Origin of the sequence: Knoellia subterranea KCTC 19937 (genome assembly GCF_000768685.1) — a bacterium.
GTDB classification, from domain to species: Bacteria; Actinomycetota; Actinomycetes; order Actinomycetales; family Dermatophilaceae; genus Knoellia; species Knoellia subterranea.
Genome location: NZ_AVPK01000007.1, coordinates 157,446 through 174,719, shown reverse-complemented (window position 1 = coordinate 174,719; position 17,274 = coordinate 157,446). Strand labels below are relative to the sequence as shown.

The 17,274-nt window shown below is 70.0% G+C and carries 17 protein-coding genes; 6 read left to right on the top strand and 11 right to left on the bottom strand.

Annotated features, from left to right (window positions below; translation table 11 throughout):
- Positions 1-124 precede the first annotated feature (124 nt).
- Both N803_RS12840 and N803_RS12835 read left to right on the top strand, forming a co-directional pair.
- Positions 125-988 carry an ABC transporter ATP-binding protein gene (locus N803_RS12840; RefSeq protein WP_211253516.1) on the top strand — a complete coding sequence of 288 codons (864 nt, stop codon included), beginning with the start codon at positions 125-127 and terminating at the stop codon, positions 986-988.
- Entirely contained in the window at positions 985-2,976 is a 1,992-nt protein-coding gene (locus N803_RS12835) for an FtsX-like permease family protein (protein ID WP_035905931.1), read from the top strand. The genes N803_RS12840 and N803_RS12835 overlap by 4 nt, the downstream gene beginning before the upstream one ends.
- 3 nt (positions 2,977-2,979) lie before the next feature.
- On the opposite strand, the gene N803_RS12830 is transcribed toward N803_RS12835, so the two are convergent.
- Positions 2,980-3,453 carry a mycothiol transferase gene (locus N803_RS12830; RefSeq protein WP_035905929.1) on the bottom strand — a complete coding sequence of 158 codons (474 nt, stop codon included), beginning with the start codon at positions 3,451-3,453 and terminating at the stop codon, positions 2,980-2,982.
- A gap of 92 nt (positions 3,454-3,545) precedes the next feature.
- Here N803_RS12830 and N803_RS12825 point away from each other — a divergent pair, with 92 nt between their 5' ends.
- The gene (locus tag N803_RS12825; RefSeq protein WP_035905928.1) at positions 3,546-5,057 is read left to right on the top strand and encodes a long-chain-fatty-acid--CoA ligase; all 1,512 of its coding nucleotides are present in this window, start codon (positions 3,546-3,548) and stop codon (positions 5,055-5,057) included.
- Positions 5,054-5,551, top strand: coding sequence for a hypothetical protein (locus N803_RS12820; protein WP_035905926.1), 498 nt, complete (start codon positions 5,054-5,056; stop codon positions 5,549-5,551). The genes N803_RS12825 and N803_RS12820 overlap by 4 nt, the downstream gene beginning before the upstream one ends.
- On the opposite strand, the gene N803_RS12815 is transcribed toward N803_RS12820, so the two are convergent.
- Genes N803_RS12815 through N803_RS12805 form a run of 3 tightly spaced genes read right to left on the bottom strand, consistent with a single transcriptional unit; the run spans position 5,475 to position 8,160 of the window.
- Positions 5,475-6,491, bottom strand: coding sequence for a DMT family transporter (locus N803_RS12815; RefSeq protein WP_052112261.1), 1,017 nt, complete (start codon positions 6,489-6,491; stop codon positions 5,475-5,477). The two genes, N803_RS12820 and N803_RS12815, sit on opposite strands and share 77 nt — an antisense overlap.
- The gene (locus N803_RS12810; RefSeq protein ID WP_035905925.1) at positions 6,491-7,492 is read right to left on the bottom strand and encodes a uroporphyrinogen decarboxylase/cobalamine-independent methonine synthase family protein; all 1,002 of its coding nucleotides are present in this window, start codon (positions 7,490-7,492) and stop codon (positions 6,491-6,493) included. Before N803_RS12810 ends, N803_RS12815 begins: the two co-directional genes overlap by 1 nt.
- On the bottom strand, positions 7,489-8,160 hold the full coding sequence (locus tag N803_RS12805; protein WP_245617242.1) for a pyridoxamine 5'-phosphate oxidase family protein: 672 nt from the start codon (positions 8,158-8,160) through the stop codon (positions 7,489-7,491). Before N803_RS12805 ends, N803_RS12810 begins: the two co-directional genes overlap by 4 nt.
- A 78-nt stretch (positions 8,161-8,238) precedes the next feature.
- Between N803_RS12805 and pdxR the strand changes: the two genes are divergently transcribed.
- Positions 8,239-9,663: a MocR-like pyridoxine biosynthesis transcription factor PdxR gene (pdxR, locus tag N803_RS12800; protein ID WP_035905924.1), complete on the top strand. Its 1,425-nt coding sequence runs from the start codon at positions 8,239-8,241 to the stop codon at positions 9,661-9,663.
- Between the two features lie 154 nt (positions 9,664-9,817).
- Here pdxR and N803_RS12795 read toward each other — a convergent pair whose 3' ends face one another.
- The 5 genes from N803_RS12795 to N803_RS12775 form a co-directional block, all read right to left on the bottom strand.
- A complete protein-coding gene (locus N803_RS12795) occupies positions 9,818-10,792 on the bottom strand; it encodes a pirin family protein (RefSeq protein ID WP_035905923.1) in 975 nt (324 codons plus the stop codon).
- Between the two features lie 104 nt (positions 10,793-10,896).
- On the bottom strand, positions 10,897-12,012 hold the full coding sequence (gene mnmA, locus N803_RS12790; protein WP_035905922.1) for a tRNA 2-thiouridine(34) synthase MnmA: 1,116 nt from the start codon (positions 12,010-12,012) through the stop codon (positions 10,897-10,899).
- Positions 12,012-13,199, bottom strand: coding sequence for a cysteine desulfurase family protein (locus tag N803_RS12785; RefSeq protein ID WP_035905920.1), 1,188 nt, complete (start codon positions 13,197-13,199; stop codon positions 12,012-12,014). The genes mnmA and N803_RS12785 overlap by 1 nt, the downstream gene beginning before the upstream one ends.
- A gap of 106 nt (positions 13,200-13,305) precedes the next feature.
- Positions 13,306-14,262: an electron transfer flavoprotein subunit alpha/FixB family protein gene (locus tag N803_RS12780; RefSeq protein WP_035905919.1), complete on the bottom strand. Its 957-nt coding sequence runs from the start codon at positions 14,260-14,262 to the stop codon at positions 13,306-13,308.
- A 13-nt stretch (positions 14,263-14,275) separates the two neighbouring features.
- Positions 14,276-15,067, bottom strand: coding sequence for an electron transfer flavoprotein subunit beta/FixA family protein (locus N803_RS12775; protein WP_035905917.1), 792 nt, complete (start codon positions 15,065-15,067; stop codon positions 14,276-14,278).
- 208 nt (positions 15,068-15,275) lie between these two features.
- On the opposite strand from N803_RS12775, the gene N803_RS12770 reads away from it, so the two are divergent.
- A complete protein-coding gene (locus tag N803_RS12770) occupies positions 15,276-15,875 on the top strand; it encodes an HAD family hydrolase (protein ID WP_052112260.1) in 600 nt (199 codons plus the stop codon).
- Between the two features lie 7 nt (positions 15,876-15,882).
- Here the strand turns inward: N803_RS12770 and N803_RS12765 are convergent, their stop codons facing one another.
- Together N803_RS12765 and N803_RS12760 are read right to left on the bottom strand one after the other, a co-directional pair.
- Entirely contained in the window at positions 15,883-16,683 is an 801-nt protein-coding gene (locus N803_RS12765; protein ID WP_035905915.1) for an enoyl-CoA hydratase/isomerase family protein, read from the bottom strand.
- Entirely contained in the window at positions 16,680-17,216 is a 537-nt protein-coding gene (locus N803_RS12760) for a T3SS (YopN, CesT) and YbjN peptide-binding chaperone 1 (protein WP_035905913.1), read from the bottom strand. Before N803_RS12760 ends, N803_RS12765 begins: the two co-directional genes overlap by 4 nt.
- Between the last annotated feature and the right edge of the window lie 58 nt (positions 17,217-17,274).

Below are 17,274 nucleotides of genomic sequence, written 5' to 3'. Positions count from 1 at the left end.
CCGACACGCTGCTCGGGCGTGGTCTCGACGGCCGAAGTGGGCGTGTCCGAGCCGAATCCCCGCACGACATACCGAGTATGTGCCACAGTTCCCTCCACACGGATCACTCAAGCCAGGGGGCTCGATGACGGACTCACCCAGCGACGCCGGAATGCCCAACCGCAATCCGGTCGCCGACTTTCTCGCGTCCTTCGACGGGGACGTCGAGGCCGCCATCGCGGCCCTGCGCGCCCACCACGGCGGCTCCAGGGCCCCCGCGCTCCCGGCGCTCCCGGTCCGTCCGCCGCGGCCCCGCTCGGGCGACCACATCATCACCGTGTCCGACCTGCACAAGACCTATCGGATGGGACGCCAGAAGGTCGCCGCTCTCGGAGGCGTCTCGCTCGAGATCGACCGCGGCGAGTTCGTCGCCCTGACCGGGGCCAGTGGCAGTGGCAAGAGCACCCTGCTCCAGCTCATCGGCGGGCTGGACAAGCCCAGCGGCGGTTCCGTGCAGGTCGACGGCGTCGACATCGGCCGGCTCAGCGACGCCAAGCTGTCGCGTTTCCGCAACCAGACCATCGGCTTCGTCTTCCAGTTCTTCTACCTCCAGCCGTTCCTGCGGCTGACGACGAACACCGAGGTCCCCGGGATGTTCGCCCGCACCCCGCGCCAGCAACGTCGCGCCCAGGCGACGGCCCTCATCGAGGAGGTCGGCCTCGCCGATCGGTCCAAGCACCTGCCCAAGGAGATGTCGGGCGGTCAGATGCAACGAGCTGCCATCGCCCGCGCTCTGCTCAACCGCCCGCCGCTGCTGCTCGCGGACGAGCCGACCGGCAACCTCGACAGCGCCACGGGTGCCTCGATCATCGAGCTCTTCGAGCGGATTCGGGACGAGTTCGGGACAACGATCGTCATCGTCACCCACGACGAGAGCCTCGCCCGACGTGCCGACCGCACGATCCGGCTCAGCGACGGCCTCATCGTCCCTCAGGGCGTGGTCGCATGATCGGCTTCCGCGACTCCATCACCCTGGCGCGCACCAAGATTCGCTCCAAGCGCCTCCGCCTCCTCATCACCACCATCGTCTCCGGACTGCTCTTCGGCATCATCGGCGGCGGCGTCCTCCTCTTCTACGGCACGTCGGCGAGCATCGACCGGTTCGCCGACCAGAACCTCGGCGGCCGTTACCTCGTCCAGGGCACGCCGGTCATCCCGTCGGAGCAGCTCTACCCCTACCCGGGCGACCCCGCACTGGTGAAGGAAATGCAAGCCGCGCACACGGCATACCTTGCTGAGCGCAAGGCCGCGGCGGAGAAGTACGGCATTACCGACTACGACCCCAGGACCGAGGTCGCCGCCATCATCGACGACCCCTACGGCGACCCGAGCATCCCCGCATCCGAGCGCAAGATGGTCAACCAGGAGTCCGTCGTCTGGAAGCGGCGTATGGCCGAGATCGTGGCCACCGCGCAGAAGTCGTCCAAGAGCACGCCCGAGGCATTCGACACCGCCGCTCGGAGCGGCGGCGCCACCGAGACCTACCAGCCCAAGCACCTGCAGGGTCTCGGCATCGCCTATCTCAAGGACGGCCGCGAGGACCTCACCGGCACGAACGAGCCCACCCCCGGGAAGGAGGGGCAGGCGCCCGAGGAGGGCATGGAGTCGAGCATCGCCCAGTCGAACTTCACGGTCATGGACGACGACCTGGTCCGCTCCTTCATCGCCGAACCCAACGCGGCGCGGGCCACCCCCAAGGGCATCCCCGTCCTCGTCCCGGTCGACGACGTGGTGGCCACCCTCGGCAAGAATCTGGGCCTGACGAAGCGTCCCCGGGGCAGTGCGGCCCAGATTGACTGGTACCGCACCGTCCGCGACAAGGCCAACGGCGCGACGTTCACCTCCTGCTACCGCAACGACGCCGAACGAGCGCTCATCGACGAGGCTCGTCAGCAGGCCGCTGATCTTGCCGCGAATGCGCGAACGCCGGGTTGGGAGAAGCCTGCTCGCATCCTCGAACTCCCCACGACGCCCTGCGGAGCCGTGACCGTCGCGTCCGACACCCGCACCGAACGGGAGAAGAAGAAGGATGCCGACCGGGAGGCCTTCGACGCCCAGTTCACTCCTCGAACCGATCCGCGTGCCGAACTCCTGACGTTCCAGATCGTCGGCGTCCTCCCGACGCAGCAGTCGGGTGGCAGCACCCTCGACTCCGTCGTCTCCGGGATCGTCGGCACGACCTACGGCTACGGCGCACTCATCCCGGCGGACCTGCTCGCCGCGGTGCCCGCGCAGCTCCGGCACGCTGACCTCCTCACCAGCCCTCCCCCACAGTCGCCCGAGCAGATGATGATGTTCGGACCCTACGGGCCGGAGGCCGCCTACATCGCGTCGTTCCCGACCATCAACGACGCCAAGTCGTTCATCGAGTCGCAGGCATGCCCGGGGACTCCCGGCGTCTTCAGCGGCGACTACTACATCGAGTGCGGCCAGCCGTTCTCCGTGGGGACCTACGGCACGAGCTACCTCGTCGTCGACGACATCGCCCGCCAGGCACGGCCCTTCCTCATCGGGCTGCTCGCCGCCCTCTTCGGCGTCGCCACGATCATCATCTGGGCCATGATGGGCCGCGTCATCGCCGACTCCCGCCGCGAGACGGCCGTCTTCCGGGCGATCGGCGCCAAGCGCTCGGACATCATGAAGGTCTACGTCCTCTACTCGATCTGGGTGGCCGTGCGGATCGCCCTCTTCGCTGGCCTGCTCGCCGCCGCCATCGTCGTGGGCATCGAGGTGTTCTTCACCGAACGCGCTACTCGCGCAGCGCAACTCGCCTACGGAGTCTTCGACGGTGACGCGCGCTTCCACTTCCTCGGGATCCCGGGACCGGTGTTCTGGGCGATCCTCGCGGGGATCCTGCTCATGTCCCTCGTCGCCATCACTCCGCCCCTGCTGCGCAACATCCGGCGCAACCCGATCCGCGACATGCGCGACGAGTGAGGGTCACGCCCGGGCGAGGATGACGTCGCGGGTGACCTCGAGCTGGCCCAGGTGCTGGGCCAGCTCCTCGTAGACGTGCAGGAGAATCGCACCCTGCGTGGCGTATGCCGTCCGGTCCCGGCCCGTGGGCGGGTTCACCGGCGCTGCGGCCGGGTCGCAGGCGCGGACGTCCTCGTGGAGACGGGCCCGGCCCAGGTCGAGCAGGGCCAGCGCCTGGTCGACCGTCCCCGTCGCCGTGAACTCCGCATCGCGGTCGCGGGGTACGACGATGCCCCGATTGACCGTGCGTCCCCAACGGCCCATGACACCGACGATGTGAGCAACGAGGGCGAAGGCCGAGTTCGACCCGGGCAGGGGCGACCCGTCTGACAGGGTGACCACCTCGTTGAGGTGCGCCTCTCCCAGGGAACTCACGCACCCGGCATACCCGTCGATGGCGGCGTCGCAGAAGGCGAGGTACTCGTCGATGGTGATCACGCACAGGAGTCTTTCAGCCCGGACCCCTCCCACGACGAGGTCGCGTCGACAACAATGGCGACGACCCCGTCCCGGCAAAGGAGCCAGTCACCATGAGCAGCGCAGAGTCCAACCTCGCCTCACATCTCGTCCGCACCGCGAAGGCCATGCCGGACCGGCCCGCGATCAAGATCAACGGTCAGGACATCACGTACGCACAACTGCACGGGATGGCGGCGAAGCTCGCAGGATCGTTGCGCGCCAACGGAATCGAGCCCGGTGACCGCGTCGCGCTCATCCTCCCGAACGTGCCGGCGTTCCCGGTCGCGTTCTTCGCGACGCTCCTCGCGGGCGGGGTCGTCGTGCCGATGAACCCGCTCCTCAAGTCCGGCGAGATCGACTTCTTCTTCACGAACTCGGGCGCGAAGGTCGCGTTCGTATGGCCCGACTTCGTCGACGAGGCGACCAAGGGTGCGGAGAACTCGGGCACGCGCATCGTGGAGTGCAGCCCGCTCGGGCCGGTCGAGGGATCCTTCGACGGCGGCGACCCGATCGCCGAGGCCACCGAGCGCGAGGGCGACGACACCGCGATCATCCTCTACACCTCGGGCACGACCGGTCGGCCGAAGGGCGCCGAGCTCACCCACGACAACGTCAGCCTCAACGCGATGCGCTGCGCCGAGGTCATCCAGCAGATCACGCCGGACGACGTCATCATGGGCTGCCTCCCGCTCTTCCACGTCTTCGGGCTCGTCGTCGGGCTCAACGCCGCGGTGCGGGTCGGTGCCTCGCTCGCGCTCATCCCCCGCTTCGACCCGGCCGCGGCGATCAAGGTCATCGCCGACGAGAAGGTCACGGTGATGCAGGGCGTGCCGACGATGTATGCCGCGATCCTCAACCACCCGGACTCCGACTCCCTCGACGCGTCGTCCCTGCGCACGTGTGCGTCGGGTGGATCGGCCATGCCGCTCGAGGTGATGAAGGCGTTCGAGGAGAAGTTCGGCTGCGTCATCCTCGAGGGATACGGCCTGTCCGAGACGTCACCGGTCGCGTCCTTCAACATGCCCGACCGCGAGCGCAAGCCCGGAACCATCGGCCTGGCCATCCCGGGCTGCGAGATGCGGGTCATCGACATCGACGGCAACGAGGTCGAGCACGGAGAGGTCGGCGAGATCGCCATCCGCGGCGACAACGTCATGAAGGGTTATTGGTCCAACCCCGAGGCGACCGCAGAGGCGATCCCCGACGGCTGGTTCCGCACCGGCGACATGGCGACCCAGGACGACGAGGGCTACTTCACGATCGTCGACCGCAAGAAGGACATGATCCTGCGTGGCGGCATGAACGTGTACCCGCGCGAGGTCGAGGAGGTCATCTACCAACACCCCGACGTGCTCGAGGTCGCGGTCGTCGCTGTGCCCGACGAGTTGCTCGGTGAGCAGGTCGGTGCCGGGGTCGCGCTGCGACCGGGTGCGACGGCCACCGCCGACGACATCATCGAGTTCACCAAGGAGCGAATCGCGGCCTACAAGTACCCGCGGCAGGTGTGGTTCCTCGACGAGCTGCCCAAGGGACCGACGGGCAAGATCCTCCGGCGTGAGGTCAAGGCCCCGGCCTCGCCGTGACCCGGGGCCCCCGGTGGGTCGGGGCGGCCTGCGCCGCCCTGTGGCTCGTGCCCGTCGCGGTGGTGCTGTGGCTGACCGTCAACGCGTGGTTCTTCCGGGACGAGCCGGCGGACGACCCCCACGGTTACGTGGGGATCTTCGGCCTGCTCTTCAGCGTGCCCGCGCTGATCTTTGCCGGACTGGCGATCCGCGCCCTCTGGCTGCTCGCGCCGGGCCGTCGCGGCGCCGGGACGTGGCTGCTCGTCGTGGGCATCCTCGGCGGGGGCATCGGTGTGATGCTCCTGCCCGGGGCCCTGATGCCCATGACTGGCCCCGGCACTCCCGGCATCGAGCAGTCCTGGCCGGACTGGCCGCTCGTCGGCATGGCCGTCGCTCCACTCGCACTCGCCGTGGTCACCATCGTGGCCGCGGCGCTGCTCATGCGCGCTGAGCGACCGGCTCCTCCGGCGCTTCCGCTGCCGGCGGAACAGTCACCTTCCGCGCCGGGGCGTTGATCACGGCCGCTGCCCCGAGGACGATCACGAAGCCAAGGAGTTCCCACACGCCGAGCGACTCACCGAGCACGAGCACACCGAGGAGCACGGAGACGATGGGGATGAGATAGGTGATGGTCGAGCCGATGACCGGTCCGGCACCACGCACGACGTCGAACTGGAGAATGTAGGCGGCGCCCGTCCCGATGATGCCGAGCGCGAGGATGCAGAGCAGCGGCAGCCAGACCCAGCCGCCTCCGTCGCTGCCCGCCTCGATCGCAGACGTGCCGAGTCGTGCCCGGTCGTAGGCCCAGATCGACGCGATGCCACCGGGCTGCAACGCTCCCCACACGAGCGTCACCGGAACCATCAGCACCGTGCCCATGAGCAGGGTGGCCGCGGGCTGGCTCAGCCCGCCGAGGTCGGCCCGCGCGAGGAAGCGACGGTTGTAGGTCCAGCCGAGGCCGTAGCAGACACCTCCGCCCAGGGCCATGCCGAAGCCGACGAGGTCGGGTCGCACCGACGTCCACGGCTGCATGATCGTCACGACCCCGATGAAGCCGACGACGATGGCGGCGACCTTGTTGCGCGTGACCCTTGCGCCGGGGAGGAACGCCATCGTCGCGAGGACCGTCGCGATCGGGGTCGTCGCGTTGCCGATACCCGCGAGGGCCGAGCTGACCCGCGTCTCCGACAGGGCGAACAGCGTGAATGGCAGTGTGCCGAGCAGGAATCCGGTCACGAGCAGGTGCCCCCACACCCAGCGCTCCTTCGGCAGTGCCCCACCCCGAGCCCAGAGCAGCACGCCGATCGTCAAGGCACCGGTGAGCAGCCGCAGCATCGCGATCTGCACGGCGGACAACGACTCGAGGCCGACCTTCATGAGCAGGAAGCTCGAGCCCCAGATGAGGACGAGTGCGAGGTACTTCGCCTGCCACGGGACGCGCGGTGCGGGTGACATCAGTCCTGCTCCTTCTCGGTGAGTTCTCGGGCGGTGTCGACAGCCACACGTTGAACGGCGACGGCCCCCCGGGGTGTGAGCGCGGGGAGACCACACGCGGGAGTGACGGTGACGTCCGCGAGGCGGGCGGACGGCATACCCACTGCTCTGAAGCCGTCGACGACGCGAGCGGTCGCGGTGCGCACCGCGTCCGCGGCGGACTCCGGCTCGCTCGTCGGGACGACCCCGGCCCACAGGCGCGTGCCCGCTTCCACGATCTCGGCGACGGACTCCCAACGATGCGGGGTCGCGGACGTGAGGTCGAGGGCGAGGGCCGTCGCGCCCGTCGCGGCGAGGACCGCGACCGGGGCGTCGGGGTGGCACGAGTGGAGGGTCACGTCACCGTCGAATGCCTCACGAACCCTGCGTATGCCGTCCGCGACCTCCGTGCGGTCGACGGCCCGTACGCGTCCGTAGCCGGAGGCGGTGGGCAGCTCTCCGCGCAGGACGGCGACGACGGACGGCTCGTCGACCTGGAGCGTGAGGGTCGCGCCGGGGACGAGCCGCCGCACCTCGGCGACGTGCTGCCGGACCCCCTCGGCGAGGGAGGCCGCGATGTCGCGGCGGGCGCCCTCGTCGGTGACGGCGCGTTCGCCCCGGTTGAGCTCGATCGAGGCAGCGAGGGTCCAGGGGCCGGCGACCTGGAGCTTGAGCGGGCCGTCGTAGCCGTCGTACGCCTCGGCGAGCTCGTCGAGGTCCTGGCGCCAGAGTGACCTGGCGCGGGCGACGTCGCGACCGGGGCGGTCGGTGAAGCGCCACCCCGACGGCTGGAGGTCGACGGAGAGGTCTGCGAGGAGAACTGCGGAGCGGCCGATCATGTCGGATCCCGGTCCGCGAGAAGGGATTTCGGGCAGATAGGGCAGGCCCAGGCCCTCCGTGTCGGTGAGCAGGTCGCGGACCGTGACGATGGCCTCGCGTGCCGACTCGCCGGGCCAGGAACCGATTCCGGATACGTGTGTCACGCGAGAACTCTCGCAGCCGCGAACTCGCGCACGGACTCTGGCACCTTCGCGGCGGACGAGGTCGGCGCCGGCTGGGGTTCGAGCGCCACGGTGCGCAGTTCGACGACGCCGTGCCAGGCATCGGTCTCCTCATCGGGAGCACTCGCGGTGCCGGTGCGGGTCTTGACCATGAAGCCGTCGTCGGTGATGGGGAGTGCCATCACAAGGGTCTTGGCCTGCTCCTGACGGGTCATGGGACGGACCTCGGCGTTGCGACCCGGGAGGATGCGCTCCGAGAGAGCGTCGAGGGCGGCGGGCCGCTCGTCATCGGACAGCGGGGTGAGCGCGCCCCGGACGACCGCCGAGCGGTAGTTCGCCGACGAGTCGAAGGTCGTGTGGCCGACGACCAGCGCGTCGACGGAGATGACCGCGAGGGCCGCCGGGGCGCCGGCCGCGACGTGGCGTAGGGCCCCGGCACCGGTCGAACCGTGGAGGAGGATGCGATCGCCCTGCCGTGCGAAGAGCATCGGCACGACCCAGGGTTCGCCGTCCACGACGGTGCTCAGCGTGCCCGCGAGGACATCGTCGAGGATCGCGTCGAGGGCGGCACGCTCGGTGCTGCCGCGCTCCTTGTGGCGGTTGAGGCTGTGCAGTGGGCCCGGAGGGCGCGACGGGGCAGGGTGGGTCACCGGACCATTGTCCGCGCCAAGTGGTTCGGCTGCGAGAACCACTATCGGGGTTCTGTCAGGACCAGTATTCTGGTCGCCATGCCGCGCGCTCCCCGCTCGACGAGTCTGCCTCTGACCCTCGACGGCAGTGACCGGCCATTGCGCCAGCGCGTCGCCGACGCCGTCGTCGCCGAGCTCCGCGAGGGGCGGGTTCGTCCGGGCGATCCCCTGCCGTCCACGCGGGTGTTGGCGACGGAGCTCGGCATCTCCCGCGGCCCGGTCGTCGCGGCCTATGACGAGCTCGCCGCGGCCGGGTTCATCGAGACGCGCCCGGGCTCCGGAGCGGTCGTGGCATCGGGTGCGGACCGGGCCGCTCGGGCTGGGGCGCTCTCGTCCGTCGAGCCGGTTGCACCGTGTGCGACGGGGCCGACTGCCGGGCCGGCACGGCACGAGGTGCGCTTCGACCTGCGTCCCGGGCGGCCCGACATCGGCTTCCTCGACCGTGCCGCGTGGCGGCGGGCGTGGCGACACGCGGCCTCGCTCGTGCCCGGCAATGACATGGACCAGGCTCCCCCGCACGTCCGTCTGCGCCAGGTGCTCGCCGACCACATCCGGCGCAGCCGCGGCATCGCCCTCGACCCTGACGACCTCCTCATCACGCCCGGCGTGAGCGCGACCCTGCGTGCGTTGCCGTCGGCGCTCGGGCTCGTCGGGCGCACGGTTGCCATCGAGGACCCGGGCTATGTCGAGGCCTGGACTGCGTTCTCGGACAGCGGAGTTCGCACACGCGCAGTGTCGGTCGACGACGATGGCCTCGACCCCGCGCAGCTCCGGCGCACCGATGCCGCCACCTATGTCACCCCGTCGCACCAGTACCCCCTCGGTGCCCGCATGCCCGTCGTCCGGCGGACAGCGCTGCTCGACTGGGCACGCGCCAGCGGCGGCATCGTCATCGAGGACGACTACGACGGCGAGTTCCGCTACGACGTCTCGCCGCTGCCCGCGCTGCGCTCCCTCGAAGGCGCCGACGACCACGTCCTCTACATGGGCACGGCGTCCAAGATCCTCGTCCCCACCCTGCGCGTCTCTTGGGTCGCTCCCCCGCGGCCGCTGCATGACGCCGTCCGTCTCGAACTCGAACGCCACAACCTCGTCGTCAACGAGATGACCGGCGAGGCGGTGGCGGAGTTCATCGCCAACGGGTCACTCGCGTCGCACCATGCCCGCGCAGCGCGCACCTACGCCGGGCGACGGGCACGACTCGTCGCGGCCCTCGACCGCCACCTCCCCCATCACCGCCTCAGCGGGGTCGATGCCGGGCTGCACCTCGTCCTCCTACTGGACTCCGACCTCGACGACCACGAGGTCGCGACGGGGCTACTGCGGCACGGCGTTGCCGTGAACCCGCTCTCGGCCTACGCCGTCGAGTCCGAGCGCCGCGGACTCGTCATCGGGTATGCCGGCCTGCCCGAGTCGCGCGCCGACCTCGCCGTGCGTGCCCTCGCCCGCGGCCTGACGCCCTGAACTCGCCCCAACATTTCCTCCCCATGAGGGCACGTGAAGGGTCCGGAGGCTTATGTGGCCTCCGGACCCTTCACGTTCCCTCCGGTCACCGATCCACAGCGCGTATGCCGTCCGCCCACCCGAGCGACCGCCTGCCGTCGGCTGGCTCGCGCGGTCAGAGGACGTCGTGGCCGGGGTGCGGTTCGGACGGGATCGTGCCGAGGCGACCGGCCTGGAAGTCCTCGAACGCCTGCATGAGCTCGGCGCGGGTGTTCATGACGAACGGGCCGTAGGCCGCGACCGGCTCACGGATCGGCTGCCCACCCATGATGTAGAGGTCGAGGCTCGGGCTGCGGCTCTCCTGGCTCTCGTCGGCTCCGACCTCGATGACGTCACCGGCACCGAGGACCGCGAGCTGGCCCATGCCGATCGGGCGGCGCTCACTACCGACGGTGCCGCGACCGTTCAGGGCGTAGACGAGTCCGTTGTAGTTCGCGTTCCACGGCAGCCGCACGCGCGCCCCGGGAGCAAGCGTCGCGTGGACGATGCTGATCGGGGTGTGCGTGATGCCCGGGCCGTCGTGCCCGTCGAGCTCGCCGGCAATGACGCGCAGCAGCGCACCGCCGTCCGGGCTCGAGAGGAGGGCGACGTCCCCGCCCCGGATGTCCTGGTAGCGCGGCGGCGCCATTTTGAGGGTGCTCGGAAGGTTGACCCAGAGCTGCAGCCCGTGGAACAGCCCGCCGCTCATGACGAGTGACTCGGGCGGCGTCTCGATGTGCAGCAGCCCGGAACCAGCCGTCATCCACTGGGTGTCGCCGTCGGTGATCCGGCCACCACCGCCGTGCGAGTCACGGTGGAGGAACGTGCCGTCGATGATGTAGGTGACGGTCTCGAAGCCGCGGTGCGGGTGCCACGGGGTGCCCTTGGGCTCGCCCGGGGCGTACTCGACCTCGCCCATCTGGTCCATGTGGATGAAGGGATCGAGCGCGGCGAGGTCGACACCGGCGAAGGCGCGGCGGACGGGGAAGCCCTCACCCTCGAAGCCGGCGGGTGCGGTCGTGACGCTCCGGACCGGCCGGGCCACGGCGTCCGCGCGAGGCTCACTGACGCGGGGAAGGGTGAGGATGTTCTCGACGGTCACGGCAGGCATGAGCACTCCTTCGCTCGGTCGCCATCAGAGGTGCGGCGAACTCACCACTGTCAATGTAATTGAATTCTGAACTATTCCGCAAGACCCACTGGGCCCGCATGAGGTCAGGCGGGGACTCCGGCGCGCGAGGTCTCGGCGATCGTCGCCGACCCGATGACCCGCGTCCCGTCGTAGAGGACGACGGACTGACCCGGAGCCACACCGCGCAGCCGCGAGTCGAGGCGCACGTGCACCACCTCGGGGTCATCGGCGTGCACACGAGCAAACGCGGGGACCTCCTCGCCGTGCGCCCGGACCTGGGCACCGACGCGCACCTCCCCCTCGGGAGCGGTCCCGCACCAGCGGGCGTGGTCGGCCCGCAGCACGTCGACGCCGAGCAGGTCCTGGGTGCCGATGAGGACGCGGTTGCTCGACGCCTCGACCCCCACGACGTAGCGCGGGTCGCCATCGAGCGAGGACCGGTCGAGACCGAGCCCGCGCCGCTGCCCGATCGTGAACCCATAGGCCCCCTGGTGCGACCCGACGACGTCTCCCGTCACCGCGTCGACGACTTCGCCGGGCTGCTCCCCCAGCCGCTTCGTCAACCACCCGCGGGTGTCGCCGTCGGCGATGAAGCAGATGTCGTAGGAGTCCGGCTTCTTCGCGATCGAGAACCCGCGCTCGGCCGCCTCCGCACGGATGTCCGGCTTCGTCGTGTCACCGAGAGGAAAGAAGGCCCGCGCCAGCTGATCCTCGTCGAGCACCCCGAGCACATAGGACTGGTCCTTCGACGCATCGACCGCGCGGTGGAGCTCGCGCACGACCTCGCCGTCCGCACTGACCCGCTCGACGATCTGCGCATAATGCCCGGTCGCCACGGCGTCGAACCCCAGCGCCAGCGCCTTGTCCAACAGCGCCGCGAACTTGATCGACTCATTGCAGCGCAGGCACGGGTTCGGGGTGCGCCCCGCCTGGTACTCCGCGACGAAGTCCTCCATGACGTCCCGCTTGAAGCGCTCCGCCATGTCCCACACGTAGAACGGGATCCCCAGCCGGTCGGCCACGCGCCGCGCGTCCCCTGCGTCCTCGATCGTGCAGCACCCGCGCGCCGACTCGCGCAGCGTGGCAGCCGACTGCGACAGCGCGAGGTGCACACCGACGACGTCGTGTCCGGCGTCGAGCATCCGGGCGGCGGCCACTGCCGAGTCCACTCCCCCGCTCATCGCGGCGACGACGCGCATCAGGCCGCCCCGCTCGCCCGTCGCGCACGCTCGACGACACCCGGCAGCGCCGCGAGGAACGCGTCGACGTCAGCCTGTGTCGAGGTCCACCCGAGCGAGAGCCGCAGCGCCCCACGCGCCTCCGCCTCGGGGTAGCCCATCGCGAGCAGCACATGGCTCGGCCGGGGCACCCCGGCCTGGCACGCCGAACCCGTCGAGCACTCGACCCCAGCGGCGTCGAGTAGATAGAGCAATGAGTCGCCCTCGCACCCGGGCACGAGCAGGTGCGCGTTGCCGGCGAGGCGCGACTCCGCGTCGCCCTCGGTCCAGCAGCCGCTCACGGTGATCCCGAGCCCGAGGCCGAGCGCGCCGGTGATGAGCCGGTCGCGCAGGGCGGTCACGCGCGCCGTGGTCGCCTCGCGCTCCGCGACCTCCTCGGTCAGGGCGACAGCGAACGCGCGTATGCCGGCCGCGTCCAGGGTGCCCGACCGCACCTGCCGCTCCTGCCCACCTCCGTGGACGATGGGCACGAGCTTGGCATCGCGTCGGGCGAGGAGTGCCCCGACCCCGACGGGTCCACCGAGCTTGTGGGCGGACACGGTCATGAGGTCGGCGCCGCTGTCTGCGAAGCTGACGGGCAGCTGGCCGATGGCCTGCACCGCGTCGGTGTGGAACGGCACCCCGGCCTCCCGGGCCACGGCGGCGAGGTCGGCCACGGGCTCCACCGTGCCGACCTCGTTGTTGGCCCACATGACGCTGACGAGGGCGACCTGCTCGGCCACACCCGGGTCCGCGAGAGCCGCCGCCAGATCGTCGACGGCGATGTGGCCGCACCGATCCGGCTCGAGCCACGTCACCTCGGCGCCCTGGCGGCGCACCAGGTGCTCCACCGGGTCGAGGACGGCGTGGTGCTCGATCCCGCTCACGACGAGACGGGAGGCACCCACGGAACGGGAGCGGGCGGCATACGTGCCCTTGATCGCGAGGTTGTCGGCCTCGGTTCCCCCGGACGTGAAGACGACCTCGCTGGGACGCGCGCCGAGTGCGGCAGCGATCTGCTCACGCGACTCCTCGACGACCGCGCGGGCGGAGCGGCCGGAGGTGTGCAGCGACGACGGGTTGCCGACCCGCTCACTCTGCTCGAGCCACGCGGCACGTGCCGACGCCCTCATGGGGGTCGTCGCCGCATGGTCCAGATACGCACTCACCGACAAATCGTACGTCCGCTCCCACAACGCGACTGATTGTGAGTTCGCCCCCTCCCGACGCACGTCACCGTGCGCTGGAAGGGGGCGAACTCACAATCAGTCGATTTCAGCCCTTGGCCTTCTTGACGACCTCGGTCGCCTGCGGCAGGACGGTGAACAGGTCACCGACGACGCCGAAGTCGACGAGCTCGAAGATCGGGGCCTCTTCGTCCTTGTTGATCGCGACGATCGTCTTGGACGTCTGCATGCCGGCGCGGTGCTGGATGGCACCGGAGATGCCCGCCGCGACGTAGAGCTGCGGCGAGACCTGCTTGCCGGTCTGGCCGACCTGGTTGCTGTGCGGGTACCAGCCGGCGTCGACGGCGGCGCGCGAGGCACCCACCGCAGCGCCGAGCGAGTCGGCGAACTCCTCCACCGGACCGAAGTCACCGCCGGTGCCACGACCACCGGAGACGACGATCTTGGCCTCGGTGAGCTCGGGGCGACCCGTGGACTCCTTCGGCTTCGACTCGGTGATCTTCGCGGCCTTGGCGGCGTCCGACAGCGTGATGTCAATCTTTTCGACGGCGCCCGCGGCCGGGGCCGGCTCGATCGCGACCGAGTTCGGCTTGACCGCCACGATGGCCGAGCCCTTGGTCACGGTCGCCTTGACCGTGTAGGAACCGGCGAAGACCGACTGCGTCGTCTCGACGCCCTCGGCGCCGGCGACGACGTCGACCGCGTCGGTGATGACACCGGACTCGGTGCGGATACCGAGGCGGGCCGCGATCTCCTTGCCGGCCGAGTTGCTCGGGATGAGCACGGCGAGCGGGGAGGCCTTCTCGACGACGGACGCGAGGATCTCGGCCTGCGGGGCGACGAGGTACTCGAGGGCGTCGGGTGCGTCGTAGACGTAGACCTTGTGCGCGCCGTACTTGGCCAGGGTGACCTGGGCGGTCTCGGCGTTCGGGCCGATGTAGACGGCGGAGGGCTCGCCGAGGCGGCGAGCGATGGTGAGCAGCTCGGCGGTCGCCTTGCGGATCTTGCCGCCGGCGTGGTCGACGAGGACGAGAACTTCAGCCATGGGTGCTAACTCCTCAGAGGAACTTCTGGGCGGACAGGAACTCGGCGAGCTTCGTGCCACCGTCACCCTCGTCGGTGACGATCTGGCCCTGCTCGCGCGGCGGACGCTTGGCGAAGGAGGTCACCTTGGTCCAGGCGGCGTCAAGGCCCACCTGACCGGCGTCCACGCCCAGGTCCGCGAGGGTCCAGGTCTCGACCGGCTTCTTCTTCGCGGCCATGATCCCCTTGAACGAGGGGTAGCGCGGCTCGTTGATCTGGTCCGTGACGGACACGAGCGCAGGGAGGGTCGACTCGATCGTCTCGGAGGCAGCGTCGCCGTCGCGGCGGATCTTCACCGACTGGCCGTCGAGGGTCAGCTCGGAGGCGTAGGTGACGGCCGGCAGGCCAAGGCGCTCGGCGACCATCGCGGGCACGACACCCATGACACCGTCGGTCGAGCTCATGCCCATGAGGACGAGGTCGGGGTTGGCGTCGCCGGAGGCCTTCTTGATGGCCTCGGCGAGGATGAGGGAGGTCGCGGCGGCGTCGGAGCCGTGGATGGCCTCGTCGCTGACGTGGACGGCCTTGTCGGCACCCATCTGGAGGGCCTTCTTGACCGCGTCGACGGCCTGGTCCGGACCGACGGTGACGACGGTGACCTCACCTTCGCCGGCCTCGGCGAGCTTGAGCGCTTCCTCGACGGCGTACTCGTCGATCTCCGACAGGAGACCCTCGACGCCCTCGCGGTCCGTGGTGTTGTCCGCCTCGTTGAAGGTGCGGTCGGACTGTGCGTCGGGCACGTACTTGACGCAGACGACGATGTTCATGCGTGCCTCGTCCTCTTCTCTGGGATCGTTCAGTGGATTTCGGGACTACGACCGAGCGTATGCCGGGTGCTCGCCTCCCGGAGAATCCTCCGGGCGTGATGGTGGGCACAGAAATTGCTTTCCTCTGCTCGTGATCGACCGCTGGACCCTGTGAGTCGGGCAACATCGAGGGGTCAGGAGCCCGTCGATCACTCGAGGAGGAGTGCCCGTGATCAAGGTGCTGCTCCTCGACCTCGACGGGGTCCTGCGGATCTGGGACGACGCCCTGACCGCGGCGGTCGAGAGCGACCACGGTCTCCCTGCCGGCACGCTGCACCGGGTCGCCTGCACGCCCGAACGCCTCCTGCCGGCGATCACCGGAGTCATCGACGACGGCACCTGGCAGGCGATGATCACCGACCTGCTCGTGGCCGAGCACGGCGATCGGGCGCGGGACGCCGTCCACGACTGGCTCGGTCCGGCCGGGACCGTCGACACCGACGTCCTCACCGTCGTCCGGCACGCCCGCACCCGGCTCCGGGTCGCCCTTCTCGTCAACGCGACGAGCCGGCTCGAGGACGACCTCGCCCGCCTGGACCTGACGGGCGAGGTCGACTCGGTGACGAGCAGCGCCCACCTCGGCATGGCGCTTCCCGAGCCCGACGTCTACAGCACCGTGGCCATGCGACACGGGCTGATGTTCAGCGAGATCGCCTACGTCGACCAGTCCACGGTCAACGTCGCGACGGCCGAGATCCTCGGGATCCGGTCGCACCACTACACCGACGTCGACGGACTCCGGACGTTCGTCGACAGTGTGATGGCCTGACCCCGGATCAGGCGCCCTCGAACGTCGCCTTGCCCGGGCCGTTCTCGATGAACGACTGCATGCCCGTCGTGCGGTCCCTGGTGGCGAAGACCGACGCAAAGAGCATCCGCTCGATCTCGAGGCCACTGTTGAGGTCGGTCTCGAGGCCGGAGTCGATGGCCTCCTTCGCGGCGCGCAGAGCGTAGGCCGGCCCACCGGCATACTGCTTCATCTTTGCCTTGGCGGCCGCGAGGATCGGAGAGTCAGTCTCGGAATCCGCGTTGGGGTCGATGACCTCGTCGACGAGGCCGATCGCAAGGGCTTCGTCGGCGTCGACGAATCGGCCCGTGAAGATCAGGTCCTTCGCCTTGGCCGGGCCGATGAGACGCGCGAGACGCTGCGAACCGCCCGCACCCGGGATGACACCGAGGAGGACCTCGGGCTGGCCGAGCTTGGTGCCCTTGGCCGCGATCCGGAAGTCACACGCGAGCGCGACCTCGCACCCGCCACCGAGGGCGTAGCCGGTGATGGCTGCGACCGTCGGCTTCGGGATGGCCGCGAGCGCCTTGGTGAAGTCCTGGAAGAGGACCGAGTGGTCGACCATGTCGGTGTAGGACCAGTCGGCCATCTGCTTGATGTCGACGCCGGCCGCGAAGACCTTCTCACCGCCATAGACGATGACGGCGCCGACGTCCTTGCGCTCGGTCGCCTCGGCCGCCGCGGCGATGATGCCGCGCTGGACCTCGTCGTTGAGCGCGTTCATCGGCGGCCGGTCGAGCCGGATGATGCCGAGGCCGTCCTCGACCTCGAGGCGGACGACCTCGCTCACGGCGCGCCCTGTCCCGGCGTCGAACCGTTGGCGTCCGGGCCGGGTTGGCCGCCCTGGTCGCCGGGGCCGGCCTGACCGCCCTGTCCACCCTGTCCCGGCTCGAGGCCGAGCGCGCGCTCGTGCCACAGCTGGACCGCCGAGAGGATGATCGAGGTGCTCACCTGGACGAGCGTGGCGACGTCCGCGCCGGGCGTGACGAGGTGCTCGCTCGTGACCACGAGGGTGTTGTTGGCGACGCCCGTCTTGACGCAGTTCAGCGACAGGTTGACCTCGTTGCAGGTGGCCGAGACCTTCGCAGCGTCCGCGGCGACCTCGTCCGGCAGCGTCCACTGGCCGAAGACGCGCATGACCGGCAGGTCGCCCTCGGTCGCGCGGATGAAGATCGTCTGCTCGTTGGCCTGGAAGGCGACGTCACCGTCGTTGTCGATGTTGGGCTGGGCTCCCATGTCGACGAGGACGTCGAGCACGCGACCGCGCAGCGGGTGCTCGTTGGCCGGCGGCGGGAAGTTCGGGAGGGAAGTCGGATCGCTCATGTCCCCACCTTGTCACGGGCCCGGCGCGACGCGCGCGAGACCCGGCAGACGATGCGGG